Below are 25767 nucleotides of genomic sequence, written 5' to 3'. Positions count from 1 at the left end.
CGGGGCCGCACACGCGCGTGCCGGGGCCGTCGGTGGCGCACACCGTGCGTGCCGGGGCTGTCGGTGCCGTCTCGTAGTCTTGGCGGGTGCAGGAACTCCACAACGCCCCGCTCGCCCCGCTGACCACCTTCCGGCTGGGCGGCCCCGCGACCCGCCTGATCACCGCCACCACCGACGCCGAGGTGATCGCCGCCGTCCGCGAGGCCGACGACTCCGGTACGCCGCTGCTGCTGATCGGCGGCGGATCCAACCTGGTCATCGGCGACAAGGGCTTCGACGGCACCGCCCTGCGCATTGCGACGCAGGGCTTCCTGCTCGACGGTACGAAGCTGGAGCTGGCCGCCGGCGAGGTGTGGACCGACGCCGTCGCCCGCACGGTCGAGGCCGGGCTCGCCGGTATCGAGTGCCTCGCCGGAATCCCCGGCTCTGCGGGCGCGACCCCGATCCAGAACGTGGGGGCGTACGGCCAGGAGGTCTCCTCGACGATCACCGAGGTGATCGCCTACGACCGCAGAGCACGCGAAACGGTCACGATCCCGAACGCCGAGTGCGCGTTCTCGTACCGCCACAGCCGCTTCAAGGCCGACCCCGAGCGCCATGTGGTCCTGCGCGTCCGCTTTGCGCTGGAGGACGTGCAGGGGCTCTCGGCTCCCCTCAGGTACGCCGAGACGTCCCGCGCCCTCGGCGTCGAGCCCGGCGACCGTGTGCCGTTGGCCGCCGCCCGCGAGGCCGTCCTCAAGCTGCGTACGGGCAAGGGGATGGTGCTGGACCCCGAGGACCACGACACCTGGTCGGCGGGCTCCTTCTTCACCAACCCGATCCTCACCCACGAGGAGTATGCCGCGTTCCACGCGCGTGTGAAGGAGCGGCTGGGCGAGGAGGCGGAGCCGCCCGCGTACGCGGCGGGCGACGGACACACCAAGACCTCCGCGGCCTGGCTGATCGACAAGGCGGGCTTCACCAAGGGGTACGGCACCGGGCCCGCCCGCATCTCCACCAAGCACACCCTGGCGCTGACCAACCGCGGCAGCGCGACCACCGAGGACCTGCTCGCCCTGGCCCGCGAGGTCGTGGCCGGAGTCCACGAGGCCTTCGGGATCACGCTGGTGAACGAGCCGGTGACGGTGGGCGTGAGCCTCTGAGGCGGTCCGGGCCGAAGTCCTAGTAGGCCACCCCCACCCCCTGCTTCACCGTCCCCGGGTCGTCCACCATCGCCAGCATTGCGTGGGCGACATCGGCGCGGCCGATGAAACGTCCCTTGCGCGGGAAGCCGCCGACGGCCGTGCGGTACGTGCCGGTGACCGGCTTGTTCTGCAGGCGCGGCGGCCGCACGACCGTCCAGTCCGTGGTGCTGCGGGCCAGTTCCGCCTCCATCTCGCTCAGATCGGCGTAGACGTCCTTGAGGAGCGCCGAGACCACGCCGCGGGCGGTGCGGTCGAGCGCCCCGTCGCCCTCCGGTGCGGGACCGACCGGACCGGCGCTCACCACGAGCAGCCGGCGGACCCCCTCGGCCTCCAGGGCGGCCAGTACCGTACGCGTCAGCCGGGCCGCCACCCCTGCGTCCTTGCGGCTGCGTGCGCCGAGCCCCGACAGGACCGCGTCCCGGCCGGCGACCGCCGGACGCAGCGCCTCCGGGTCGCTCAGATCCGAGCGGAACACCTCCAGTCCCGTGCCCGTCACGCTGAGCCGTGCGGGATCCCGTACGACGGCGGTGACCTGGTGCCCGGCCGTCAAGGCCTGTTTGACGATCTCCTGGCCGATGCCGCCTGTGGCACCGAAAACCGTGAGCTTCATGGCGTGTCTCCCGTACTCCCGTTGGAGTCTCCTGAGGGTGGGTGAGTATTCACTCACCCCGGTTTCCCTCTAGAGTGGGTAAGCACTTACTCACCCGTCAAGTCTGAATGGACCGACCATGGAATCCTTGGGCCCCATGCAGCACACAGGGGCGCAGAAGACGGCCCAGCACAGACCCACCCGGGTCCGCATCCTCGACGCCGCGCACGAGCTGATGCTCAGCGTGGGGCTCGCCCGCGCCACGACCAAGGAGATCGCCAAGGCGGCGGGCTGTTCCGAGGCCGCGCTCTACAAGTACTTCGCGAGCAAGGAGGAGCTGTTCATCCGCGTCCTCGCGGAGCGACTGCCCCAGCTCGGACCGCTGCTGAGCAGCCTCGCGGCCGAGCCCGGCCGGCACACCCTGGAGGAGAACCTCACCGAGATCGCCCGCCAGGCCGCCCTCTTCTACGAGCAGAGCTTCCCGATCGCCGCGTCGTTGTACGCCGAGACCCAGCTCAAACGCCGGCACGACGAGGCGATGCGGCAGATGGGGTCGGGGCCGCACATGCCCATCCGGCTGCTCGACACGTACCTGCGTGCGGAACAGGCCGCCGGGCGGGTCCACGCCGACGCGGACACCTTCGCGGCGGCCTCGCTACTGCTCGGCGCATGCGCGCAGCGGGCGTTCGCGTACGAGTCGACGGAGACGGGCGCACGGCCGCCGGTGGACGACTTCGCGCGGCGGTTGGCGCGGACACTGCTGGGCGGAATTTCCGATGCCGGCGGCTCCCCGTGACCGCGACGCCAGGTGCATGAGGCACCCGGAACTTCCCGAACATCCCGCATTCGGCTGAGGCTGCGCCAGTGCAAGTCCAGGAGGCCCCATGAGCACCGGGTCGTCCAGCCCTGGCAGCCTCTGTGACGGAATCCCGCCCGACGAGGGCCGGTGCGAGCCGGTCGACCTCGTCCTGGCCCACCTCACGTCCGGCCTGCGCCCCGCCAAGTGGCCCGAGCTGCGCCGGAAGCTGCGGCAGGGCACTCCGCCGACCGTCCGCACCGACGGGGCGCGCACCGCCCGGGACGCAGCGTCCTGGCGCGCGCGGTGGCAACGAGCGGACTTCCGGGACGAGCTGCGGCACACCACGTACGCCCGCACGTTCTTCCTGTTCGGCAGCCGGGACGTCTTCGCCGAGACCGCCATGTGCTTCGCCCACGCGGCGGGCCGGGGGCCGTACCGGAAGAGCGTTGCCAAGGGGCACTCGGCGCTGATGGCGTCACTCCCGTCGCTGATCCGGCCGCCCGGCGGCGGACACCCCGTCGAGGTGCTGATCTGCTTCAGGCCCTGTCCGCCCTACGTCCCCTTCAAGAGGCCGGGGCGCTGAGCCAGTCGTCGATGCCCGACAGCAGCTTCGCCTTCGTGTCATCCGGTGCCGCCGAACCCCGTACCGACTGCCGCGCCAGTTCCGCCAGCTCCTCGTCCGTGAAGCCGTGGTGCCGGCGGGCGATCTCGTACTGGGCCGCCAGACGGGAGCCGAACAGCAGCGGGTCGTCGGCGCCCAGCGCCATCGGGACGCCCGCCTCGAACAAGGTTCGCAGGGGTACGTCCTCGGGCTTCTCGTAGACGCCGAGCGCCACGTTCGACGCCGGGCACACCTCACAGGTCACGCCCCGGTCCGCGAGACGCTTCAGCAGGCGCGGGTCCTCCGCCGCGCGCACCCCGTGCCCGATCCGGCTCGCATGGAGATCGTCCAGACAGTCGCGCACCGAGGACGGGCCGGTCAGCTCGCCGCCGTGCGGGGCCGACAGCAGACCCCCGTCGCGGGCGATGGCGAAGGCACGGTCGAAGTCCCGCGCCATGCCCCGGCGCTCGTCGTTCGAGAGGCCGAAACCGACCACGCCGCGGTCCGCGTACCGCACGGCCAGCCGGGCCAGCGTGCGCGCGTCAAGCGGGTGCTTCATACGGTTCGCGGCCACGAGCACGCGCATGCCGAGACCCGTCTCCCGCATCGCCGTCTCCACCGCGTCCAAGATGATCTCCAACGCCGGAATGAGACCGCCCAGGCGCGGTGCGTACGACGTCGGGTCGACCTGGATCTCCAGCCAGCCCGAGCCGTCCTTGATGTCCTCCTCCGCGGCCTCCCGCACCAGCCGCCGGATGTCCTCCGGCTCCCTGAGGCAGGAGCGCGCCGAGTCGTACAGCCGCTGGAAGCGGAACCAGCCCCGCTCGTCCGTCGCCCGCAGCTTCGGCGGCTCCCCGCTGACCAGCGCATCGATCAGCGCGTCGGGCAGCCGCACGCCGTACTTGTCGGCCAGTTCCAGCAGGGTGGCGGGCCGCATCGACCCGGTGAAGTGCAGGTGCAGATGGGCTTTCGGCAGCTCAGAGACATCACGTACGTGCTCCATCCCAAGATCCTGCCGTACGTCCCCGCTGTCCCGGTAGCGCTTTCCCCGAACGTGGTCTTGCTCGCACGGACGCTCGCACAAAAGAAAAGAAGGGGACGAGCGGGTGAATTCACCCGCTCGTCCCCTTAGCGGGGCTTCAGTCCCGCGCCTCCGACAGCAGCTTCTGGATCCGGCTCACGCCCTCGACCAGGTCCTCGTCACCGAGGGCGTACGACAGCCGCAGGTAACCAGGGGTGCCGAAGGCCTCACCTGGGACGACCGCGACCTCGGCCTCCTCCAGGATCAGCGCGGCCAGCTCCACCGAGTTCTGCGGGCGCTTGCCGCGGATCTCCTTGCCGATCAGCGCCTTCACCGACGGGTACGCGTAGAACGCGCCCTCCGGCTCCGGGCAGAGCACGCCGTCGATCTCGTTCAGCATCCGCACGATGGTCTTGCGGCGCCGGTCGAAGGCCTCGCGCATCTTCGCGACCGCCTCCAGGTCGCCGGATACGGCGGCCAGGGCCGCCACCTGCGCGACGTTCGACACGTTCGACGTCGCGTGCGACTGCAGGTTCGTCGCCGCCTTCACCACGTCCTTCGGGCCGACGATCCACCCGACACGCCAGCCCGTCATCGCGTACGTCTTCGCGACACCGTTGACGACGATGCACTTGTCGCGCAGCTCCGGCAGGAGCGCCGGCAGCGAGGTGAACTTCGCGTCGCCGTAGACCAGGTGCTCATAGATCTCGTCCGTCAGCACCCACAGGCCGTGCTCGACCGCCCAGCGGCCGATCGCCTCGGCCTCGGCCTCGCTGTAGACCGCGCCGGTCGGGTTCGAGGGGGAGACGAACAGGACGACCTTCGTCCGCTCCGTGCGGGCCGCCTCCAGCTGCTCGACGGAGACGCGGTAGCCCGTCGTCTCGTCCGCGACGACCTCCACCGGGACACCGCCGGCCAGCCGGATCGACTCCGGGTACGTCGTCCAGTACGGCGCCGGGACGATCACCTCGTCGCCCGGGTCGAGGATCGCGGCGAAGGCCTCGTAGATGGCCTGCTTGCCGCCGTTGGTGACCAGGACCTGCGAGGGGTCCACCTCGTAGCCGGAGTCGCGCAGCGTCTTCGCGGCGATCGCGGCCTTCAGCTCGGGCAGACCGCCGGCCGGCGTGTAGCGGTGGTACTTCGGGTTCTTGCAGGCCTCGATGGCGGCCTCGACGATGTAGTCCGGCGTCGGGAAGTCGGGCTCACCGGCGCCGAAGCCGATCACCGGGCGCCCGGCGGCCTTGAGGGCCTTGGCCTTGGCGTCCACGGCGAGGGTGGCGGACTCGGAGATCGCCCCGATCCGGGCGGATACCCGGCGCTCGGTGGGAGGGGTTGCAGCGCTCATGGGGCCCATCGTTTCAGACCGGAAACTCCAGCGGCACGCGGGTTTCACGGACTGAACAAGACCGGACCGATGACTGAACAACTGTCCGGATGCGGTCCGCTGCCTGGCCGATCTTTCGCGGGCAAAGCCCTTATGGGCACTTTCTGTTCGACGACCGGCCGCGGACCACGTACACTCTCACCTCGTTGGCCTCCAGCGGCGGCGATCGAGCGGGTGCACACCGAGCACCCGGCTGGATGCGGTACGTTGGGGTACACAACAAAGGGTCGTAGCTCAATTGGTAGAGCACTGGTCTCCAAAACCAGCGGTTGGGGGTTCAAGTCCCTCCGGCCCTGCTACACACTCCCCATCAGGAAGTGTGCGCACAGTACGTACGTATTGCACGCCGTGCGGCTCCACCGGGCGCGGCACGGTCACGACCCGGGAATCAGGTGAGGACGAGTGACGGACGCCGTGGGCTCCATCGACATGCCTGACGCCCAGGATGAGCTGCAGGAGTCGAAGAAGAAGACCCGCAAGGGCGGCAAGCGAGCCAAGAAGGGCCCGCTGAAGCGCCTTGCCCTCTTCTACCGCCAGGTCGTCGCGGAGCTCCGCAAGGTCGTCTGGCCGACGCGGAACCAGCTGACGTCGTACACAACAGTGGTGATCTTCTTCGTCGCGATCATGATCGCCCTGGTGACTTTGATTGACTATGGGCTCAACCACGCCGCCAAGTACGTCTTCGGCTGAGCCGAGAGCGAAGGACGCCGTCGTGCCCGGCGTCCCTTTCGCATGTTCCACCCCTATGTATCCAGGAAGAAGCAGCCACCGTGTCTGACCCGAACCTGAACGACGCCATCGAGCCGGACGAGTCCGTGGATGACGAGCTCGACATCGTCGAGGGCGCGGACGAGCAGGACGAGTTCGAGGCTGCCGAAGCCGAGGCGGGCGAGTCGGCCGAGGAGGCCGCCGTACACGTCGTGGACGAGGACGAGGTCGCCGAAGAGGAGACCGCGCCCGTGGACCCCGTCGAGGCCCTGCGCGAAGAGCTGCGTACCCTGCCCGGCGAGTGGTACGTGATCCACACGTACGCCGGCTACGAGAACCGTGTGAAGACCAACCTGGAGCAGCGCGCCGTCTCGCTGAACGTCGAGGACTACATCTTCCAGGCCGAGGTGCCGCAGGAAGAGGTCGTCCAGATCAAGAACGGCGACCGCAAGACGATCAAGCAGAACAAGCTGCCGGGCTACGTCCTGGTCCGCATGGACCTGACGAACGAGTCCTGGGGCGTCGTCCGCAACACCCCCGGTGTCACCGGCTTCGTGGGCAACGCCTACGACCCGTACCCGCTGACGCTGGACGAGATCGTCAAGATGCTCGCCCCCGAGGCCGAGGAGAAGGCCGCCCGCGAGGCCGCCGAGGCCGAGGGCAAGCCCGCTCCGCAGCGCAAGGTCGAGGTTCAGGTGCTGGACTTCGAGGTCGGCGACTCGGTCACCGTCACCGATGGCCCGTTCGCCACGCTGCAGGCGACCATCAACGAGATCAACGCCGACTCCAAGAAGGTCAAGGGTCTCGTGGAGATCTTCGGCCGCGAGACGCCGGTCGAGCTCTCCTTCGACCAGATCCAGAAGAACTGAGTCCTTCTGGTACGAGCACTTCCGTGCAGGTCAGCCCGGCTTCCGTAGCCGGTCTGACCTGCTCGGTTTTTGGCCGCGCATAGGTACCCGTTATCGTTGTGCGGTATGCCTCCATCCGGATGATCCGGATCGGACGGCGGAAAACTCTCACTAAGGACCCGGAGAGAGCAATGCCTCCCAAGAAGAAGAAGGTCACGGGGCTCATCAAGCTCCAGATCCAGGCCGGCGCCGCCAACCCGGCTCCGCCGGTCGGCCCGGCGCTGGGTCAGCACGGCGTCAACATCATGGAGTTCTGCAAGGCCTACAACGCCGCGACCGAGTCGCAGCGCGGTTGGGTCATCCCGGTGGAGATCACGGTCTACGAGGACCGTTCCTTCACCTTCGTCACCAAGACTCCGCCGGCCGCCAAGATGATCCTCAAGGCCGCAGGCATCGAGAAGGGCTCCGGCGAGCCGCACAAGACCAAGGTCGCCAAGATCACCCAGGCGCAGGTCCGCGAGATCGCCCAGACGAAGATGCCCGACCTCAACGCCAACGACCTGGACGCCGCCGCGAAGATCATCGCCGGCACCGCCCGTTCCATGGGCGTCACGGTCGAGGGCTGAACCCCACCTTCGTAGAACCATGCAGCTGCCGAATACGCAGCCGCACGTGGCAGGGCCTGCTCGGCCCGTACCACGACTCCTTTCAGAACACACAGGAGCAGTTGTGAGCAAGCGCAGCAAGGCTCTCCGCGCTGCGGACGCCAAGATCGACCGGGAGAAGCTGTACGCCCCGCTCGAGGCCGTCCGTCTCGCCAAGGAGACCTCCACGACCAAGTTCGACGGCACCGTCGAGGTCGCCTTCCGTCTGGGTGTCGACCCGCGCAAGGCCGACCAGATGGTCCGTGGCACTGTGAACCTCCCGCACGGCACCGGTAAGACCGCCCGGGTCCTGGTCTTCGCGACCGGTGACCGTGCCGAGGCCGCTCGTGCCGCGGGCGCCGACATCGTCGGCGCCGACGAGCTGATCGACGAGGTGTCGAAGGGCCGTCTGGACTTCGACGCCGTCGTCGCCACCCCGGACCTCATGGGCAAGGTCGGCCGCCTCGGCCGCGTGCTCGGTCCCCGTGGTCTGATGCCGAACCCCAAGACCGGCACCGTGACCCCGGACGTGGCGAAGGCCGTCACCGACATCAAGGGCGGCAAGATCGAGTTCCGCGTCGACAAGCACTCGAACCTCCACTTCATCATCGGCAAGACGTCCTTCGACGAGGCCAAGCTGGTGGAGAACTACGGTGCGGCGCTCGAGGAGATCATCCGTCTGAAGCCGTCCGCCGCCAAGGGTCGCTACATCAAGAAGGCCGCCATCACCACCACGATGGGCCCCGGCATTCCGGTCGACCCGAACCGCACCCGTAACCTCCTCGTCGAGGAGGACCCGGCCGCCGTCTGATCCTGACGGCAGCCGCGGGCACGCGCAGCTGACGCCGGGCCCCGCACCTTTCGAGGTGCGGGGCCCGGCGTGTTTTGTGCGAGAGATGCGGCACATGCCGTTTCGCGGGAGGTGCGTGCCGATTTCCCCGTGTCGGAGTTAGCGTGAAGATCACGGAGCGCACAAGGGGGAACAGATGAGGGACAGGGGCGTGAGGCGCGGGATCCTCTCGATCGTCGTGGTCGCGGCGCTCTCCACCGCGGCGGGGTGCACCCTCTCCGGCGACGGCGGCTCCCACAAGGGCTCCTCGGAGGCGTCCGGCGGCCGTGGCACCCGTGTCGACTCCCGGTCGGCGAGCGCTCTGCGGGCCGTCGAGAAGGCCACCGCCAGGGCCGGGTCCGCGCGGATCGAGTCCACGACGGCCATGGGCACGATGCTCTCCCTGAAGACCGATGGCGCCCTCGGCTGGTCCGGCGCCTCTGTGGGCACGCTCCGCCTCACGTACACCGGCGGCCAGCTCGCCGAGACCATGCGCACGCTGGGCAGCACCTCCATGGAGGCCCGGCTGCTGCCCGACGCCTATTACGCGAAGGTCGGCGCCACGTTCGCCCGCCGTCTGCACGGCAGGCGCTGGATCAAGTACGCGTACGACGACCTGGCGGCCCTTCCGGGCGGCTCGGGGGCGTATCTGACGGACCAGCTGCGCAACACCGCCCCGCTCCAGCCGGTGCGGCTGTTGCTGGCCGCCGGGGACGTACGGAGGGTCGGCGACGAGACGGTACGCGGCCGGCGCACCACGCACTACTCGGGCACGGTCACCACGGCGGCCCTCGGCGGCGAGGACGCGGCCGGTCTCAAGGAGCAGCTGGAGCAGGCGGGGGTCACCACGGAGACCGTCGACATCTGGGTCGACGACCATGACCTGCTGGTCAAGAAGGTCGAGAAGGGCGAGCTGTCGACCGGACGGATGTCCTCCACGGCGTACTACCGCGACTACGGCGTGAAGGTCTCGGCCGCAAAGCCGCCTGCGGCGGAGACCGCCGACTTCAAGGAACTGGTGAGCACGCAGGGCTCGTCGAGCCGATGAACGGGCGTGGCGCGTATCGCTTCCGCGTCGCATCGGCATCATCGGCATCTCGGGTTCTCGGCCCGCCGCCTGGCCAGGGCGTGCCGCCTCCTTCGGACGGGCCCTGCGGCCAGGCTCCGCCCATCGACGGACGATGTGTACCCACCCCCATGCCCCGGCCTCCCCCACCCCCAGAAATCACGAGCCTCCCGGCCCCCACCCGGATAAGCTCGCCGCTTGTCTGTGTATCGCTCATCTGTTCACTGGGGGGAATCATGGGGATTTCTGTGCGCGCAGCGGCGGGGGCCGGGCTTGTTGTGGTTCTGGCTTCCGGGGGAGTGGTCGGCTGTACGAAGGGTGATGCGGGGGAGCCGCGGATGACGCCCGCCGCGGCCGTGGCCAAGGCCGCGAAGAACACCGAGAAGATCACGTCCCTCCGCTACCGGATGACCGGCACGGTCCCGGGCGCGGGCCGGGTCTCCGGCGAGGCCGCGATGAAGATGAAGCCGGTCGCCATGGCCATGAAGATGACGGCCGAGAACCAGCACGCCAAGGGCCCGGTCGAGATCCGGCTCGTCGACAAGGCGATGTACATCGGTGGGGGAGCCGAGGCTGCCAAGGAGATGAACGGCAAGAGCTGGATCAAGTTCGACCTGGCCGCCCTCGGCGCGGACAAGGGACTGAACTCGAATCAGTTCGGCGGCGGCCAGGCCGACCGGAACCCGGCCCAGGAGTCCACGTTCCTCACGGGCTCCAAGCACGTCACGAAGGTCGGCACCGAGACCGTCGACGGTGTGAAGGCCATCCACTACACGGGCCGGTTCACCCTCGACGACCTGCGTGCCTCCCTCAGGGAGCAGAAGCTGGACAAGGACACCCGCGAACGGCGCGAGAAGGGCCTCGACCAGTACGAGAAGATGGGCGCTCGCACGATCACCATGGATCTGTGGGTCGACGGCGGCGACCACACCAAGCAGTTCCGGATGCGCAGCGACGCCGACAAGGGCCGCCTCGACATGACCATCACCTTCCTGGACTTCAACAAGCCGGTGACGGTGACGGCCCCGCCCGCCAAGGACACGGTCTCCCTCACCGACCTGATGAAGGACGCCAAGCAGAGCTGAGAGCCGAGCCCGGGGAGCGGATTTGCTTGACGGCGATCCGTTCCCGTACTCTCCTACGGAAGCCAAAGACCGCTGGTCGTTGCCGTGCGCTCGGATGAGGGCGCGGTGGCCGAAGGATCCGCTGAACTGCGGACGACCCGCGCAGGTGACAGTGGAAGAACTCCCGGAGTGCGTGCGGTATCCGTGCGTGCGGCCGGTCGAGTCCGCCCCGTGCGCCTGCGCCGGGGCGTTTCGTTTTGCCCAGCCCCTTCCGAGCGGTCTCATCACCCGGAAGGAGGCCGACGCTCTATGGCAAGGCCCGACAAGGCTGCCGCGGTAGCCGAGCTCGCGGAGCAGTTCCGCAGCTCGAACGCCGCCGTGCTGACCGAGTACCGGGGTCTCACCGTGGCGCAGCTCAAGACGCTGCGTCGTTCGCTCGGTGAGAACGCCCAGTACGCCGTGGTGAAGAACACGCTGACCAAGATTGCGGCCAACGAGGCCGGGATCACGACGCTCGACGACCTGTTCAACGGTCCGACGGCGGTCGCCTTCGTCACCGGTGACCCGGTGGAGTCGGCGAAGGGTCTTCGTGACTTCGCCAAGGACAACCCCGCGCTCGTCATCAAGGGCGGTGTCCTTGAAGGCAAGGCGCTGTCCGCCGACGAGATCAAGAAGCTTGCGGACCTCGAGTCCCGCGAGGTTCTGCTCGCCAAGCTGGCGGGCGCCTTCAAGGGCAAGCAGACCCAGGCTGCTCAGGTCTTCCAGGCGCTCCCGTCGAAGCTCGTCCGCACCGTGGACGCGCTGCGCGCCAAGCAGGCCGAGCAGGGCGGTGCCGAGTAATTCGGCTCGCGAAATGACCGTAGCCGCCTGAGGCAGCGGTCGTAGCGGGCCGAACGTACGCCCGCCAGACATGTACATCCGGCACCAGCCGAATTAGTGGAAGGATCGCCCATCATGGCGAAGCTCAGCCAGGAAGACCTGCTCGCGCAGTTCGAGGAGATGACCCTCATCGAGCTCTCCGAGTTCGTGAAGGCGTTCGAGGAGAAGTTCGACGTCACCGCCGCCGCCGCGGTCGCCGTCGCCGGTCCCGCCGTCCCCGGCGCCCCGGTCGAGGCCGAGGAGGAGAAGGACGAGTTCGACGTCATCCTCACCGGCGCCGGCGACAAGAAGATCCAGGTCATCAAGGTCGTGCGCGAGCTGACCTCCCTGGGTCTGAAGGAGGCCAAGGACCTCGTGGACGGCGCTCCGAAGCCCGTCCTGGAGAAGGTCGCCAAGGACGCCGCCGAGAAGGCCGCCGAGTCCCTCAAGGGCGCCGGCGCCTCCGTCGAGGTCAAGTAACACCTCTGCGGGTCCGCACCGGACTCACGGGTCCGCACCGGACTCACGGGTCCGCACAGGACTCACTGGGCCGTACGGGGCTGAACGCTCCGTACGGCCCTGCTGTGCACGCCGATCACGGTTCACTCGAACGCCGGACACGGCCCGGGCACGGGTCGGTCACGGCTCACTCGTAGGGCTGTAACGCGGGCGCATCGACGAGCGATCATCCATCCGGGTGGTCGCTCTTCGGCGTTCCGGGGGGTCCGGCGACGGCTGCCTTGCACCCGTCGCCGCGGGGAGTATGGTGATCTTCGTCGTGCCTCCGAGGGTTCCCGGTGACGGGCTGCAAGTGACGATGGCAGCATCCGGTTTGGGCAATGGGGGCCTTGACGAACTGCACGCAGCGCGCAATTCTCAGGACGCGTCGTCACAACGATCCGGATCCGAGGCATGGATCGACGACGAAGAGGGCAGTATCGATGTGCATCGAGGGCGTGGCTTGCCGCAGGTGTTGAGGAACAACGAGGGCCTCCGTCGGGAGCCTGTAAACCCGCACTGGACATCAGTGTGCCAAGTGGCTACACTGACCCTTTGCGCTGCCTGTTAGCTGCCTCCTGCCCGTCACCAGGAGCATGCCCTTGCTTGAGCACCGACGACTGAAGAGTCTCTGACCTGGGACTTTCCATCTCTGTGCCTGGCGGGGGACCGGTACGCGCGTAGTGAGTCCGAGCCCTCGGAAGGACCCCCTCTTGGCCGCCTCGCGCAACGCCTCGACCGCGAATACGAACAACGGCGCCAGCACCGCCCCGCTGCGCATCTCCTTTGCAAAGATCAAGGAGCCTCTCGAGGTTCCGAACCTGCTCGCGCTGCAGACCGAGAGCTTCGACTGGCTGCTCGGCAACACTGCGTGGCAGAGTCGGGTCGAGGAGGCTCTTGAGAACGGTCAGGACGTCCCCACCAAGTCCGGTCTGGAGGAGATCTTCGAGGAGATCTCCCCGATCGAGGACTTCTCCGGGTCGATGTCCCTGACGTTCCGGGACCACCGCTTCGAGCCGCCGAAGAACTCGATCGACGAGTGCAAGGAGCGCGACTTCACCTACGCCGCGCCCCTCTTCGTCACGGCCGAGTTCACCAACAACGAGACCGGCGAGATCAAGTCCCAGACTGTCTTCATGGGCGACTTCCCGCTCATGACGAACAAGGGCACCTTCGTCATCAACGGCACCGAGCGTGTCGTGGTGTCGCAGCTGGTCCGTTCCCCCGGTGTCTACTTCGACTCCACCATCGACAAGACGTCCGACAAGGACATCTTCTCCGCCAAGATCATCCCCTCCCGGGGTGCCTGGCTGGAGATGGAGATCGACAAGCGCGACATGGTCGGTGTCCGCATCGACCGCAAGCGCAAGCAGTCCGTGACCGTCCTCCTGAAGGCGCTCGGCTGGACGACCGAGCAGATCCTCGAGGAGTTCGGCGACTACGAGTCCATGCGCGCCACCCTGGAGAAGGACCACACCCAGGGCCAGGACGACGCGCTGCTCGACATCTACCGCAAGCTGCGTCCGGGTGAGCCCCCCACGCGTGAGGCCGCGCAGACGCTGCTGGAGAACCTCTACTTCAACCCGAAGCGCTACGACCTCGCGAAGGTCGGCCGCTACAAGGTCAACAAGAAGCTGGGTGCGGACGCTCCGCTCGACGCGGGCATCCTGACCGTCGAGGACGTCATCTCGACGATCAAGTACCTGGTGAAGCTGCACGCGGGCGAGATCGAGACGGTCGGCGACAGCGGTCAGACGATCGTCGTCGAGACCGACGACATCGACCACTTCGGCAACCGCCGCCTGCGCAGCGTCGGCGAGCTCATCCAGAACCAGGTCCGTACGGGTCTGGCGCGTATGGAGCGCGTCGTGCGCGAGCGCATGACCACTCAGGACGTCGAGGCGATCACGCCGCAGACCCTGATCAACATCCGGCCGGTCGTCGCCTCCATCAAGGAGTTCTTCGGCACCAGCCAGCTGTCCCAGTTCATGGACCAGAACAACCCGCTGTCCGGTCTGACGCACAAGCGGCGTCTGTCCGCGCTCGGTCCGGGTGGTCTCTCCCGTGAGCGGGCCGGCTTCGAGGTCCGTGACGTGCACCCCTCGCACTACGGCCGCATGTGCCCGATCGAGACCCCTGAAGGCCCGAACATCGGTCTGATCGGTTCGCTCGCCTCGTACGGCCGTGTGAACGCGTTCGGTTTCGTCGAGACGCCGTACCGCAAGGTCGTCGACGGCCAGGTCACCGACGAGGTGGACTACCTGACCGCCGACGAGGAGGACCGCTTCGTCATCGCGCAGGCCAACGCCACGCTGGCGGACGACCTGCGCTTCGCCGAGGCCCGTGTCCTCGTCCGCCGCCGTGGCGGCGAGGTCGACTACGTCAGCCCCGAAGACGTGGACTACATGGACGTCTCGCCGCGCCAGATGGTGTCGGTCGCGACCGCCATGATCCCGTTCCTCGAGCACGACGACGCCAACCGTGCCCTCATGGGCGCGAACATGATGCGCCAGGCCGTTCCGCTGATCCAGTCGGAGGCCCCGCTCGTCGGTACCGGCATGGAGTACCGCTCCGCCGTCGACGCCGGCGACGTCGTCAAGGCCGAGAAGGCCGGTGTGGTCCAGGAGGTCTCCGCGGACTACATCACCACGGCCAACGACGACGGCACGTACATCACGTACCGCCTGGCCAAGTTCGCCCGCTCCAACCAGGGCACCTCGGTCAACCAGAAGGTCATCGTCAACGAGGGCGACCGCGTCATCGAGGGCCAGGTCCTCGCCGACGGTCCGGCCACCCAGAACGGCGAGATGGCGCTCGGCAAGAACCTGCTCGTGGCGTTCATGCCGTGGGAGGGTCACAACTACGAGGACGCGATCATCCTGTCGCAGCGCCTCGTGCAGGACGACGTCCTCTCCTCGATCCACATCGAGGAGCACGAGGTCGACGCCCGTGACACCAAGCTCGGCCCCGAGGAGATCACCCGGGACATCCCGAACGTCTCCGAGGAGGTCCTCGCCGACCTCGACGAGCGCGGCATCATCCGCATCGGTGCCGAGGTCATCGCCGGTGACATCCTCGTCGGCAAGGTCACCCCGAAGGGTGAGACCGAGCTGACCCCCGAGGAGCGTCTGCTGCGCGCGATCTTCGGTGAGAAGGCCCGTGAGGTCCGTGACACCTCGCTGAAGGTGCCGCACGGCGAGACCGGCAAGGTCATCGGTGTGCGCGTCTTCGACCGCGAGGAGGGCGACGAGCTTCCCCCGGGTGTGAACCAGCTTGTGCGCGTGTACGTGGCGCAGAAGCGCAAGATCACCGACGGTGACAAGCTCGCCGGCCGGCACGGCAACAAGGGTGTCATCTCGAAGATCCTGCCGATCGAGGACATGCCGTTCCTGGAGGACGGCACCCCGGTCGACATCATCCTCAACCCGCTGGGTGTCCCGTCCCGAATGAACCCGGGACAGGTCCTGGAGATCCACCTCGGCTGGCTCGCCAGCCGCGGCTGGGACGTGTCCGGACTGGCCGACGAGTGGGCCCAGCGCCTGCAGGCCATCGGCGCCGACCAGGTCGACCCGCGGACCAACGTCGCGACCCCGGTCTTCGACGGTGCCCGCGAGGACGAGCTGGCGGGTCTGCTCCAGCACACCATCCCGAACCGCGACGGTGACCGCCTGGTCCTCCCGTCCGGCAAGGCGCGGCTGTTCGACGGCCGCTCCGGTGAGCCGTTCCCGGACCCGATCTCGGTCGGGTACATGTACATCCTGAAGCTGCACCACCTGGTCGACGACAAGCTGCACGCGCGCTCGACCGGTCCGTACTCGATGATCACCCAGCAGCCGCTGGGTGGTAAGGCCCAGTTCGGTGGCCAGCGCTTCGGCGAGATGGAGGTGTGGGCCCTCGAGGCCTACGGCGCCGCGTACGCCCTCCAGGAGCTGCTGACCATCAAGTCCGACGACGTCACCGGCCGCGTGAAGGTCTACGAGGCCATCGTCAAGGGCGAGAACATCCCCGAACCCGGCATCCCCGAGTCCTTCAAGGTGCTCATCAAGGAGATGCAGTCCCTGTGCCTGAATGTGGAGGTGCTGTCCAGCGACGGTATGTCCATCGAGATGCGTGACACCGACGAGGACGTCTTCCGCGCTGCGGAGGAGCTCGGCATCGACCTGTCCCGGCGCGAGCCGAGCAGCGTCGAAGAGGTCTGACGGGAGTCCGGCGGGGACCGGACCCACTGGAAGGTCCAGTCCCCGCCGACCCCCAGGCCCCCGTTTCAGACCAAAGACTTACGACCCTGAGAGGGATTGACGCATAGTGCTCGACGTCAACTTCTTCGACGAGCTCCGGATCGGCCTGGCCACCGCTGACGACATCCGCCAGTGGAGCCACGGCGAGGTCAAGAAGCCCGAGACCATCAACTACCGCACCCTGAAGCCCGAAAAGGACGGACTCTTCTGCGAGAAGATCTTCGGTCCGACCCGGGACTGGGAGTGCTACTGCGGCAAGTACAAGCGTGTCCGCTTCAAGGGCATCATCTGCGAGCGCTGTGGCGTCGAGGTCACGCGCGCGAAGGTGCGCCGTGAGCGGATGGGCCACATCGAACTGGCCGCCCCCGTCACGCACATCTGGTACTTCAAGGGTGTTCCGTCGCGGCTGGGCTACCTGCTCGACCTCGCCCCGAAGGACCTGGAGAAGGTCATCTACTTCGCGGCGTACATGATCACGTACGTCGACGAGGAGCGCCGTACGCGTGACCTGCCCTCCCTGGAGGCACACGTCTCCGTCGAGCGGCAGCAGATCGAGAACCGTCGCGACGCCGACCTCGAGGGCCGCGCCAAGAAGCTCGAGGCCGACCTGGCCGAGCTGGAGGCCGAGGGTGCCAAGGCCGATGTGCGCCGCAAGGTGCGCGAGGGTGCCGAGCGCGAGATGAAGCAGCTGCGCGACCGTGCGCAGCGCGAGATCGACCGCCTCGACGAGGTGTGGACCCGGTTCAAGAACCTCAAGGTCCAGGACCTCGAGGGCGACGAGCTGCTCTACCGCGAGCTGCGTGACCGCTTCGGCACGTACTTCGACGGTTCGATGGGTGCCCAGGCCCTGCAGAAGCGCCTGGAGTCCTTCGACCTCGAAGAGGAGGCCGAGAAGCTCCGCGAGATCATCCGTACCGGCAAGGGCCAGAAGAAGACCCGTGCGCTGAAGCGGCTGAAGGTCGTGTCTGCCTTCCTGCAGACCTCCAACAGCCCCAAGGGCATGGTCCTCGACTGCGTGCCGGTCATCCCGCCGGACCTGCGTCCGATGGTGCAGCTGGACGGTGGCCGCTTCGCGACCTCCGACCTGAACGACCTGTACCGCCGTGTGATCAACCGCAACAACCGTCTGAAGAGGCTCCTGGACCTCGGTGCCCCGGAGATCATCGTCAACAACGAGAAGCGCATGCTTCAGGAGGCTGTTGACGCCCTCTTCGACAACGGTCGTCGCGGCCGCCCGGTCACGGGCCCCGGCAACCGCCCGCTGAAGTCCCTCAGCGACATGCTGAAGGGTAAGCAGGGTCGATTCCGTCAGAACCTGCTCGGCAAGCGTGTCGACTACTCGGCGCGTTCCGTGATCGTCGTCGGTCCGCAGCTGAAGCTGCACCAGTGCGGTCTGCCGAAGGCGATGGCGCTGGAGCTCTTCAAGCCGTTCGTGATGAAGCGCCTGGTCGACCTGAACCACGCGCAGAACATCAAGAGCGCCAAGCGCATGGTCGAGCGCGGCCGCACGGTCGTGTACGACGTGCTGGAAGAGGTCATCGCGGAGCACCCGGTTCTGCTGAACCGTGCCCCCACCCTGCACCGCCTCGGCATCCAGGCCTTCGAGCCGCAGCTGGTCGAGGGCAAGGCCATCCAGATCCACCCGCTCGTCTGCACCGCGTTCAACGCGGACTTCGACGGTGACCAGATGGCCGTGCACCTGCCGCTGTCCGCGGAGGCGCAGGCCGAGGCCCGCATCCTGATGCTGTCCTCGAACAACATCCTCAAGCCGGCCGACGGCCGCCCGGTCACGATGCCGACCCAGGACATGGTCCTCGGTCTGTTCTTCCTGACCACGGACGGCGAGATGCGGAATGTGAAGGGCGAGGACCGCTCCTTCGCGTCCGTGGCCGAGGCGATCATGGCGTTCGACGCCGGCGAGCTCTCGCTGCAGTCGCGCGTGGACATCCGCTTCCCGGTGGGCACCATCCCGCCGCGCGGCTGGACCCCGCCGGCGCAGGAGGAGGGTGAGCCGGAGTGGCAGCAGGGTGACAGCTTCCGTCTGAGGACCACGCTGGGTCGTGCGCTCTTCAACGAGCTGCTGCCCGAGGACTACCCGTTCGTCGACTACGAGGTCGGCAAGAAGCAGCTCTCCGAGATCGTCAACGACCTCGCCGAGCGCTACCCGAAGGTCATCGTGGCGGCGACGCTCGACAACCTGAAGGCGTCCGGCTTCTACTGGGCCACCCGTTCCGGCGTCACCGTCGCCATCTCCGACGTCGTCGTTCCCGAGGCGAAGAAGGAGATCGTCAAGGGCTACGAGGCGCAGGACGAGAAGGTCCAGAAGCAGTACGAGCGCGGTCTGATCACCAAGGACGAGCGCACGCAGGAACTCATCGCGATCTGGACCAAGGCGACCAACGAGGTCGCCGAGGCGATGAACGACAACTTCCCGAAGACCAACCCGATCTTCATGATGGTGAACTCGGGTGCACGAGGCAACATGATGCAGATGCGTCAGATTGCCGGTATGCGTGGTCTGGTGTCGAACGCGAAGAACGAGACGATCCCGCGTCCCATCAAGGCGTCCTTCCGTGAGGGCCTGTCCGTGCTGGAGTACTTCATCTCCACGCACGGTGCCCGTAAGGGTCTCGCGGACACCGCTCTGCGTACCGCCGACTCGGGTTACCTGACCCGTCGTCTGGTGGACGTGTCGCAGGACGTCATCATTCGCGAGGAGGACTGCGGCACCGAGCGCGGCCTCAAGCTCCACATCGCGGAGCGCGGTGCGGACGGCGTGCTGCGCAAGGCGGAGAACGTCGAGACGTCCGTGTACGCGCGCTGCCTCGCCGAGGACATCGTCGTCGACGGCCAGGTGCTGGCCCCGGCCGGCACCGACCTGGGCGACGTACTCATCGAGGAGCTCGTCTCCCGCGGCGTCGAGGAGGTCAAGACCCGCTCGGTCCTGACCTGCGAGTCCGCCGTCGGCACCTGCGCGATGTGCTACGGCCGTTCGCTGGCCACCGGCAAGCTGGTCGACATCGGTGAGGCGGTCGGCATCATCGCCGCCCAGTCCATCGGTGAGCCCGGCACCCAGCTGACGATGCGTACCTTCCACACCGGTGGTGTGGCCGGTGACGACATCACCCAGGGTCTGCCGCGTGTCGTCGAGCTCTTCGAGGCCCGTACCCCGAAGGGTGTCGCCCCGATCTCCGAGGCCCAGGGCCGCGTGCGGATCGAGGAGACCGAGAAGACCAAGAAGATCGTCATCACGCCGGACGACGGCAGCGACGAGACGGCGTACCCGATCTCGAAGCGTGCCCGACTCCTGGTCAGCGAGGGCGAGCACGTCGAGGTGGGCCAGAAGCTCACCGTGGGTGCCACCAACCCGCACGACGTGCTGCGCATCCTGGGCCAGCGTGCCGTCCAGGTCCACCTGGTCGGCGAGGTCCAGAAGGTGTACAACTCGCAGGGTGTGTCGATCCACGACAAGCACATCGAGATCATCATCCGGCAGATGCTGCGCCGCGTGACGATCATCGAGTCCGGCGACGCCGAGCTGCTGCCCGGCGAGCTGGTCGAGCGCTCGAAGTTCGAGCACGAGAACCGTCGTGTGGTCCAGGAGGGCGGTCACCCGGCCTCCGGTCGTCCGCAGCTCATGGGTATCACCAAGGCCTCGCTGGCCACGGAGTCCTGGCTGTCGGCGGCGTCCTTCCAGGAGACGACGCGAGTCCTCACCGACGCGGCGATCAACGCCAAGTCCGACTCGCTCATCGGCCTCAAGGAGAACGTCATCATCGGTAAGCTCATCCCGGCCGGTACGGGTCTGTCCCGCTACCGCAACATCCGGGTCGAGCCGACCGAGGAGGCCAAGGCCGCGATGTACTCGGCCGTCGGCTACGACGACATCGACTACTCGCCGTTCGGCACGGGCTCCGGCCAGGCCGTGCCGCTGGAGGACTACGACTACGGTCCGTACAACCAGTAGGCGCATGTCCCGCTAGTACGGCAGAGGCCCCCGCACGTCGGTGCGGGGGCCTCCGCCGTTGTGGGGGAGCCTGCGTTGCGAGGGGGCCTCAGTGCCTGCATCCGAAGTTCCTGGCCCGGGCGACCGCCGCCTCGGCGGCCGCCGAGGCGCACGGCCTGGCAGCGCTGTCTGTGGGCGCCGGACCCGCCGTCCGGAGCCCGCCGTCCAACGGCAGGAACTCGGAGAGGGGGCGGCGGATACCAGCAAGTACAAGTACGGCTCATACGGACTCCGCAACCCTGTCCGTCGTTCGGCGGTTCCCCGCATCCCGTGAAGGTCTTCCCTTCGCCAACGGCCCTGATATGAAGGCCGGTTCGGCGCATGGAGATGCGCCGTGTCGCCTCCGCCGTGACAGTCCCGGCGGCGCCGTTGTCGTCGCTGTCCGCCGGGCGCGCCGACCGTGAGCCGTGTCGCGTCGTGTTGAGCGTGGGGCACGCCGAAGTGCGGCCGGAGCGGCCCGAGTTGGAGAGGCGGGCCCAGGCGGCCCGTCAGCCCCGCTGACCCAGGGTCCTGTACCCCTGACGGCGGCCGCCGTGCCCGTACGCGGGCTGCTCAGCCCATCGGTCATCGGCCTCGCCGGCCTCCCGGAATACGCTGCGCGCTCCGAGGTGCGCCGTACCGGTGATCCGGGAGACCATATGGGTCTGATCCTCGCGTCCGGACGACAAGCGCGAAGTGACAACTCGAAGATCGCGGAACACTGCTCTGACGTGCATGGATCGCAAATTCGAAGATCGTCGGCGAGGTATGGGCTTGACATGCCCCGTACGGCGATGCAGGAGCGGCCCATTTGTTTTGACCACAGCGAATGAGCTAGGTACGCTCAGACCTTGTGCCTGGGGTGTGCCCTGGCTCTCGTGCGTGCCTTCAAACCGCATAGCGAGCCGTCATCGGCCACCGTAATCTGCGCCCTTTTCGCCTTGCGGCGGGAGTCTGCGGGATTCGACACACCCGACCGCGTGGGTCGGCGACGTTCCAGGTTAGCTGTACCCATCGGCACACAGAAACCGGAGAAGTAGTGCCTACGATCCAGCAGCTGGTCCGCAAGGGCCGGCAGGACAAGGTCGAGAAGAACAAGACGCCCGCACTCGAGGGTTCCCCTCAGCGTCGTGGCGTCTGCACGCGTGTGTTCACGACCACCCCGAAGAAGCCGAACTCGGCCCTGCGTAAGGTCGCGCGTGTGCGTCTGACCAGCGGGATCGAGGTCACCGCTTACATTCCGGGTGAGGGACACAACCTGCAGGAGCACTCCATCGTGCTCGTGCGCGGCGGCCGTGTGAAGGACCTGCCGGGTGTTCGCTACAAGATCATCCGCGGCTCGCTCGACACCCAGGGTGTCAAGAACCGCAAGCAGGCTCGCAGCCGTTACGGCGCCAAGAAGGAGAAGTAAGAATGCCTCGTAAGGGCCCCGCCCCGAAGCGCCCGGTCATCATCGACCCGGTCTACGGCTCTCCTCTGGTGACCTCCCTGATCAACAAGGTGCTGCTGAACGGCAAGCGCTCGACTGCCGAGCGCATCGTTTACGGCGCCATGGAGGGCCTGCGCGACAAGACCGGCAACGACCCGGTCATCACGCTCAAGCGCGCTCTCGAGAACATCAAGCCGACCCTCGAGGTCAAGTCCCGCCGTGTCGGTGGCGCCACCTACCAGGTCCCGGTCGAGGTCAAGCCCGGCCGTGCCAACACCCTGGCGCTGCGCTGGCTCGTGGGCTACTCCCGCGCCCGTCGCGAGAAGACCATGACCGAGCGTCTGCTCAACGAGCTCCTCGACGCGTCCAACGGCCTCGGTGCCGCTGTGAAGAAGCGCGAGGACACGCACAAGATGGCCGAGTCCAACAAGGCCTTCGCGCACTACCGCTGGTAGTCGCTACCCCATCGAGAACCGAGAGAAGACTGAAGCCTTATGGCTACCACTTCACTTGACCTGGCCAAGGTCCGCAATATCGGGATCATGGCCCACATCGACGCGGGCAAGACGACCACCACCGAGCGGATCCTGTTCTACACCGGTGTGTCGTACAAGATCGGTGAGGTCCACGACGGCGCTGCCACCATGGACTGGATGGAGCAGGAGCAGGAGCGTGGCATCACGATCACCTCTGCTGCCACCACCTGTCATTGGCCGCTGGAAGACGTCGACCACACCATCAACATCATCGACACCCCGGGCCACGTCGACTTCACCGTCGAGGTGGAGCGCTCCCTGCGCGTGCTCGACGGTGCCGTGACGGTGTTCGACGGCGTCGCCGGCGTTGAGCCGCAGTCCGAGACGGTGTGGCGTCAGGCGGACCGCTACGGCGTTCCGCGTATCTGCTTCGTCAACAAGCTCGACCGCACCGGTGCCGAGTTCCACCGCTGCGTCGACATGATCAGCGACCGTCTGGGCGCGCAGCCGCTGGTCATGCAGCTGCCGATCGGTGCCGAGGCCGACTTCAAGGGCGTTGTGGACCTGGTCCGCATGAAGGCCCTGGTCTGGTCCGCGGAGGCGACCAAGGGCGAGATGTACGACGTCGTCGACATCCCGGCCACGCACACCGAGGCCGCCGAGGAGTGGCGCGGCAAGCTGCTCGAGGCCGTCGCGGAGAACGACGAGGAGCTCATGGAGCTGTACCTCGAGGGCGAGGAGCCCTCCGAGGAGCAGCTGTACGCGGCGATCCGTCGTATCACCATCGCGTCCGGCAAGTCCAAGGACACCACGGTAACCCCGGTGTTCTGCGGTACCGCGTTCAAGAACAAGGGCGTCCAGCCCCTGCTCGACGCGGTCGTGCGCTACCTCCCCTCCCCGCTTGACGTCGAGGCCATCGAGGGCCACGCCGTCAACAACCCGGAGGAGGTCGTCAGGCGCAAGCCGTCCGACTCGGAGCCGCTGTCCGCGCTGGCGTTCAAGATCATGAGCGACCCGCACCTCGGCAAGCTCACCTTCGTCCGGGTCTACTCGGGCCGCCTGGAGTCCGGCACCGCCGTGCTGAACTCCGTCAAGGGCAAGAAGGAGCGCATCGGCAAGATCTACCGCATGCACGCCAACAAGCGTGAGGAGATCGAGTCGGTGGGCGCCGGCGACATCGTCGCCGTCATGGGCCTGAAGCAGACCACCACCGGTGAGACGCTGGCCGACGACAAGAACCCGGTGATCCTGGAGTCCATGGACTTCCCGGCGCCGGTCATCCAGGTCGCGATCGAGCCCAAGTCCAAGGGCGACCAGGAGAAGCTGGGTGTCGCCATCCAGCGTCTCGCGGAGGAGGACCCCTCCTTCCAGGTCCACTCGGACGAGGAGACCGGCCAGACCATCATCGGCGGCATGGGCGAGCTGCACCTCGAGGTGCTGGTCGACCGTATGCGCCGTGAGTTCAAGGTCGAGGCCAACGTCGGCAAGCCGCAGGTCGCGTACCGCGAGACGATCCGTAAGGCCGTCGAGCGCGTCGACTACACGCACAAGAAGCAGACTGGTGGTACCGGCCAGTTCGCGAAGGTGCAGATCGGCATCGAGCCGCTCGAGGGTGGCGACACCTCGTACGAGTTCGTGAACAAGGTGACCGGTGGTCGCATCCCGAAGGAGTACATCCCTTCGGTCGACGCCGGTGCGCAGGAGGCCATGCAGTTCGGCATCCTCGCCGGTTACGAGATGACCGGCGTGCGCGTCATCCTTCACGACGGTGCCTACCACGAGGTCGACTCCTCCGAGCTCGCCTTCAAGATCGCCGGTTCGCAGGCCTTCAAGGAGGCCGCGCGCAAGGCTTCGCCCGTGCTCCTTGAGCCGATGATGGCCGTCGAGGTCACCACGCCCGAGGACTACATGGGTGAGGTCATCGGCGACATCAACTCCCGCCGTGGCCAGATCCAGGCCATGGAGGAGCGGGCGGGTGCCCGCGTCGTGAAGGGTCTCGTGCCCCTCTCGGAGATGTTCGGTTACGTCGGCGACCTGCGCAGCAAGACGTCCGGCCGCGCCAGCTACTCCATGCAGTTCGACTCCTACGCCGAGGTTCCGCGGAACGTCGCCGAGGAGATCATCGCGAAGGCCAAGGGCGAGTAACGCACCCCGTTTACACGCTTTAGGCTTGACACCGACCGCCGGGGTTTCCGACCCCGGGGAGGAACCCCGGATTCCGTGGATTCCGACCCAAGGAAAGTGCCCCGGCGGGCGGCACCCCAGCAAAGATCACCTGGCGCCGATGAAGTAAGGCGTACAGAACCACTCCACAGGAGGACCCCAGTGGCGAAGGCGAAGTTCGAGCGGACTAAGCCGCACGTCAACATCGGCACCATCGGTCACATCGACCACGGTAAGACGACCCTCACGGCCGCCATTACCAAGGTGCTGCACGACGCGTACCCGGACCTGAACGAGGCCACCCCGTTCGACAACATCGACAAGGCGCCCGAGGAGCGCCAGCGCGGTATCACCATCTCCATCGCGCACGTCGAGTACCAGACCGAGTCGCGTCACTACGCCCACGTCGACTGCCCGGGTCACGCGGACTACATCAAGAACATGATCACCGGTGCCGCCCAGATGGACGGCGCGATCCTGGTGGTCGCCGCCACCGACGGCCCGATGCCGCAGACCAAGGAGCACGTGCTCCTGGCCCGCCAGGTCGGCGTTCCGTACATCGTCGTCGCCCTGAACAAGGCCGACATGGTGGACGACGAGGAGATCCTGGAGCTCGTCGAGCTCGAGGTCCGTGAGCTCCTCTCCGAGTACGAGTTCCCGGGCGACGACGTTCCGGTCGTCCAGGTCTCCGCTCTGAAGGCGCTCGAGGGCGACGAGAAGTGGACCCAGTCGGTCCTCGACCTCATGAACGCCGTCGACACCTCCATCCCGGAGCCCGAGCGTGACGTCGACAAGCCGTTCCTGATGCCGATCGAGGACGTCTTCACGATCACCGGTCGCGGTACGGTCGTCACCGGCCGTATCGAGCGTGGTGTCCTCAAGGTCAACGAGACCGTCGACATCATCGGCATCAAGCCGGAGAAGACCTCCACCACGGTCACCGGCATCGAGATGTTCCGCAAGCTGCTCGACGAGGGCCAGGCCGGTGAGAACGTCGGTCTGCTGCTCCGCGGCATCAAGCGCGAGGACGTCGAGCGCGGCCAGGTCATCATCAAGCCGGGCTCGGTCACCCCGCACACCGAGTTCGAGGCGCAGGCCTACATCCTCTCCAAGGACGAGGGTGGCCGCCACACGCCGTTCTTCAACAACTACCGTCCGCAGTTCTACTTCCGTACGACGGACGTGACCGGCGTCGTGACCCTCCCCGAGGGCACCGAGATGGTCATGCCGGGTGACAACACCGAGATGAAGGTGGAGCTCATCCAGCCCGTCGCCATGGAAGAGGGCCTGAAGTTCGCCATCCGTGAGGGTGGCCGCACCGTGGGCGCCGGCCAGGTCACCAAGATCAACAAGTGAGTTCCGCTCTCTTGAGGGTCTGACCCC

The 25767-nt window shown here is 67.3% G+C and carries 20 protein-coding genes and 1 tRNA gene; 18 read left to right on the top strand and 3 right to left on the bottom strand.

The genetic code is table 11. From position 1 onward, the window contains the following. Positions 1 to 86: 86 nt before the first annotated feature. On the top strand, positions 87 to 1142 hold the full coding sequence (locus tag ABT186_RS34980) for a UDP-N-acetylmuramate dehydrogenase (RefSeq protein ID WP_351233923.1): 1056 nt from the start codon (positions 87 to 89) through the stop codon (positions 1140 to 1142). A gap of 19 nt (positions 1143 to 1161) precedes the next feature. Here ABT186_RS34980 and ABT186_RS34975 read toward each other — a convergent pair whose 3' ends face one another. Continuing rightward, on the bottom strand, positions 1162 to 1794 hold the full coding sequence (locus tag ABT186_RS34975) for an NAD(P)-dependent oxidoreductase (RefSeq protein WP_351928474.1): 633 nt from the start codon (positions 1792 to 1794) through the stop codon (positions 1162 to 1164). A gap of 136 nt (positions 1795 to 1930) precedes the next feature. Between ABT186_RS34975 and ABT186_RS34970 the strand changes: the two genes are divergently transcribed. Both ABT186_RS34970 and ABT186_RS34965 read left to right on the top strand, forming a co-directional pair. After that, positions 1931 to 2569 carry a TetR/AcrR family transcriptional regulator gene (locus tag ABT186_RS34970; RefSeq protein WP_351233919.1) on the top strand — a complete coding sequence of 213 codons (639 nt, stop codon included), beginning with the start codon at positions 1931 to 1933 and terminating at the stop codon, positions 2567 to 2569. An 88-nt stretch (positions 2570 to 2657) separates the two neighbouring features. Next, complete coding sequence (locus ABT186_RS34965; RefSeq protein ID WP_351928472.1) at positions 2658 to 3155, top strand: hypothetical protein; 498 nt, start codon at positions 2658 to 2660, stop codon at positions 3153 to 3155. Here ABT186_RS34965 and ABT186_RS34960 read toward each other — a convergent pair. Together ABT186_RS34960 and ABT186_RS34955 are read right to left on the bottom strand one after the other, a co-directional pair. After that, a complete protein-coding gene (locus ABT186_RS34960; RefSeq protein WP_351233915.1) occupies positions 3136 to 4176 on the bottom strand; it encodes an adenosine deaminase in 1041 nt (346 codons plus the stop codon). The two genes, ABT186_RS34965 and ABT186_RS34960, sit on opposite strands and share 20 nt — an antisense overlap. 136 nt (positions 4177 to 4312) lie before the next feature. After that, on the bottom strand, positions 4313 to 5539 hold the full coding sequence (locus tag ABT186_RS34955; RefSeq protein ID WP_351233914.1) for a pyridoxal phosphate-dependent aminotransferase: 1227 nt from the start codon (positions 5537 to 5539) through the stop codon (positions 4313 to 4315). A 262-nt stretch (positions 5540 to 5801) separates the two neighbouring features. On the opposite strand from ABT186_RS34955, the gene ABT186_RS34950 reads away from it, so the two are divergent. From ABT186_RS34950 to tuf, 15 genes are all read left to right on the top strand, one after another. After that, a tRNA-Trp gene (locus ABT186_RS34950) sits at positions 5802 to 5874 on the top strand. Between the two features lie 106 nt (positions 5875 to 5980). Further along, positions 5981 to 6268 carry a preprotein translocase subunit SecE gene (gene secE / locus ABT186_RS34945; protein ID WP_351233912.1) on the top strand — a complete coding sequence of 96 codons (288 nt, stop codon included), beginning with the start codon at positions 5981 to 5983 and terminating at the stop codon, positions 6266 to 6268. Between the two features lie 80 nt (positions 6269 to 6348). Beyond that, on the top strand, positions 6349 to 7155 hold the full coding sequence (gene nusG / locus ABT186_RS34940) for a transcription termination/antitermination protein NusG (RefSeq protein WP_351233910.1): 807 nt from the start codon (positions 6349 to 6351) through the stop codon (positions 7153 to 7155). 170 nt (positions 7156 to 7325) lie between these two features. Continuing rightward, the gene (gene rplK, locus ABT186_RS34935; RefSeq protein ID WP_030601313.1) at positions 7326 to 7760 is read left to right on the top strand and encodes a 50S ribosomal protein L11; all 435 of its coding nucleotides are present in this window, start codon (positions 7326 to 7328) and stop codon (positions 7758 to 7760) included. Positions 7761 to 7863: 103 nt separating this feature from the next. Further along, the gene (gene rplA, locus ABT186_RS34930) at positions 7864 to 8589 is read left to right on the top strand and encodes a 50S ribosomal protein L1 (protein ID WP_351233908.1); all 726 of its coding nucleotides are present in this window, start codon (positions 7864 to 7866) and stop codon (positions 8587 to 8589) included. 175 nt (positions 8590 to 8764) lie between these two features. Next, entirely contained in the window at positions 8765 to 9655 is an 891-nt protein-coding gene (locus tag ABT186_RS34925; protein ID WP_351928470.1) for an SCO4651 family lipoprotein, read from the top strand. 254 nt (positions 9656 to 9909) lie between these two features. Beyond that, positions 9910 to 10758 (top strand): SCO4651 family lipoprotein, encoded by an 849-nt coding sequence (locus ABT186_RS34920; RefSeq protein WP_351233904.1) that lies wholly within the window; start codon positions 9910 to 9912, stop codon positions 10756 to 10758. Between the two features lie 288 nt (positions 10759 to 11046). Next, positions 11047 to 11577, top strand: a complete 531-nt coding sequence (rplJ, locus tag ABT186_RS34915) for a 50S ribosomal protein L10 (protein ID WP_351233903.1) — start codon at positions 11047 to 11049, stop codon at positions 11575 to 11577. Between the two features lie 114 nt (positions 11578 to 11691). Then, complete coding sequence (gene rplL / locus ABT186_RS34910) at positions 11692 to 12075, top strand: 50S ribosomal protein L7/L12 (RefSeq protein WP_351233902.1); 384 nt, start codon at positions 11692 to 11694, stop codon at positions 12073 to 12075. Between the two features lie 731 nt (positions 12076 to 12806). Further along, the gene (rpoB, locus tag ABT186_RS34905) at positions 12807 to 16292 is read left to right on the top strand and encodes a DNA-directed RNA polymerase subunit beta (protein ID WP_351233901.1); all 3486 of its coding nucleotides are present in this window, start codon (positions 12807 to 12809) and stop codon (positions 16290 to 16292) included. A gap of 106 nt (positions 16293 to 16398) precedes the next feature. After that, positions 16399 to 20298 carry a DNA-directed RNA polymerase subunit beta' gene (locus tag ABT186_RS34900; RefSeq protein WP_351928468.1) on the top strand — a complete coding sequence of 1300 codons (3900 nt, stop codon included), beginning with the start codon at positions 16399 to 16401 and terminating at the stop codon, positions 20296 to 20298. A gap of 1057 nt (positions 20299 to 21355) precedes the next feature. Continuing rightward, entirely contained in the window at positions 21356 to 21727 is a 372-nt protein-coding gene (gene rpsL, locus ABT186_RS34895; protein WP_003948652.1) for a 30S ribosomal protein S12, read from the top strand. A gap of 2 nt (positions 21728 to 21729) precedes the next feature. Continuing rightward, positions 21730 to 22200 carry a 30S ribosomal protein S7 gene (rpsG, locus tag ABT186_RS34890; protein WP_009330725.1) on the top strand — a complete coding sequence of 157 codons (471 nt, stop codon included), beginning with the start codon at positions 21730 to 21732 and terminating at the stop codon, positions 22198 to 22200. Positions 22201 to 22239: 39 nt separating this feature from the next. Continuing rightward, positions 22240 to 24366, top strand: a complete 2127-nt coding sequence (fusA, locus tag ABT186_RS34885; RefSeq protein ID WP_351222614.1) for an elongation factor G — start codon at positions 22240 to 22242, stop codon at positions 24364 to 24366. Positions 24367 to 24546: 180 nt separating this feature from the next. Beyond that, positions 24547 to 25740 (top strand): elongation factor Tu, encoded by a 1194-nt coding sequence (gene tuf, locus ABT186_RS34880; protein ID WP_351222616.1) that lies wholly within the window; start codon positions 24547 to 24549, stop codon positions 25738 to 25740. Positions 25741 to 25767: the final 27 nt, after the last annotated feature.

The sequence above is a fragment of the Streptomyces sp. NPDC001634 genome (assembly GCF_040298185.1).
Taxonomy (GTDB): Bacteria; Actinomycetota; Actinomycetes; order Streptomycetales; family Streptomycetaceae; genus Streptomyces.
Note: the sequence above shows the minus strand (reverse complement) of the source record. Positions and strands in the feature narration are given on the sequence as shown.

What these genes read in the sequence shown, in the direction of transcription:
- ABT186_RS34975 (WP_351928474.1), bottom strand. Translation starts at nt 1,794, where the DNA reads ATGAAGCTCACGGTTTTCGGTGCCACAGGCGGCATCGGCCAGGAGATC.
- ABT186_RS34970 (WP_351233919.1), top strand. Translation starts at nt 1,931, where the DNA reads ATGCAGCACACAGGGGCGCAGAAGACGGCCCAGCACAGACCCACCCGG.
- ABT186_RS34965 (WP_351928472.1), top strand. Translation starts at nt 2,658, where the DNA reads ATGAGCACCGGGTCGTCCAGCCCTGGCAGCCTCTGTGACGGAATCCCG.
- ABT186_RS34960 (WP_351233915.1), bottom strand. Translation starts at nt 4,176, where the DNA reads ATGGAGCACGTACGTGATGTCTCTGAGCTGCCGAAAGCCCATCTGCAC.
- ABT186_RS34955 (WP_351233914.1), bottom strand. Translation starts at nt 5,539, where the DNA reads ATGAGCGCTGCAACCCCTCCCACCGAGCGCCGGGTATCCGCCCGGATC.
- rplK (WP_030601313.1), top strand. Translation starts at nt 7,326, where the DNA reads ATGCCTCCCAAGAAGAAGAAGGTCACGGGGCTCATCAAGCTCCAGATC.
- ABT186_RS34925 (WP_351928470.1), top strand. Translation starts at nt 8,765, where the DNA reads ATGAGGGACAGGGGCGTGAGGCGCGGGATCCTCTCGATCGTCGTGGTC.
- ABT186_RS34920 (WP_351233904.1), top strand. Translation starts at nt 9,910, where the DNA reads ATGGGGATTTCTGTGCGCGCAGCGGCGGGGGCCGGGCTTGTTGTGGTT.
- rplJ (WP_351233903.1), top strand. Translation starts at nt 11,047, where the DNA reads ATGGCAAGGCCCGACAAGGCTGCCGCGGTAGCCGAGCTCGCGGAGCAG.
- rplL (WP_351233902.1), top strand. Translation starts at nt 11,692, where the DNA reads ATGGCGAAGCTCAGCCAGGAAGACCTGCTCGCGCAGTTCGAGGAGATG.
- rpsG (WP_009330725.1), top strand. Translation starts at nt 21,730, where the DNA reads ATGCCTCGTAAGGGCCCCGCCCCGAAGCGCCCGGTCATCATCGACCCG.
- fusA (WP_351222614.1), top strand. Translation starts at nt 22,240, where the DNA reads ATGGCTACCACTTCACTTGACCTGGCCAAGGTCCGCAATATCGGGATC.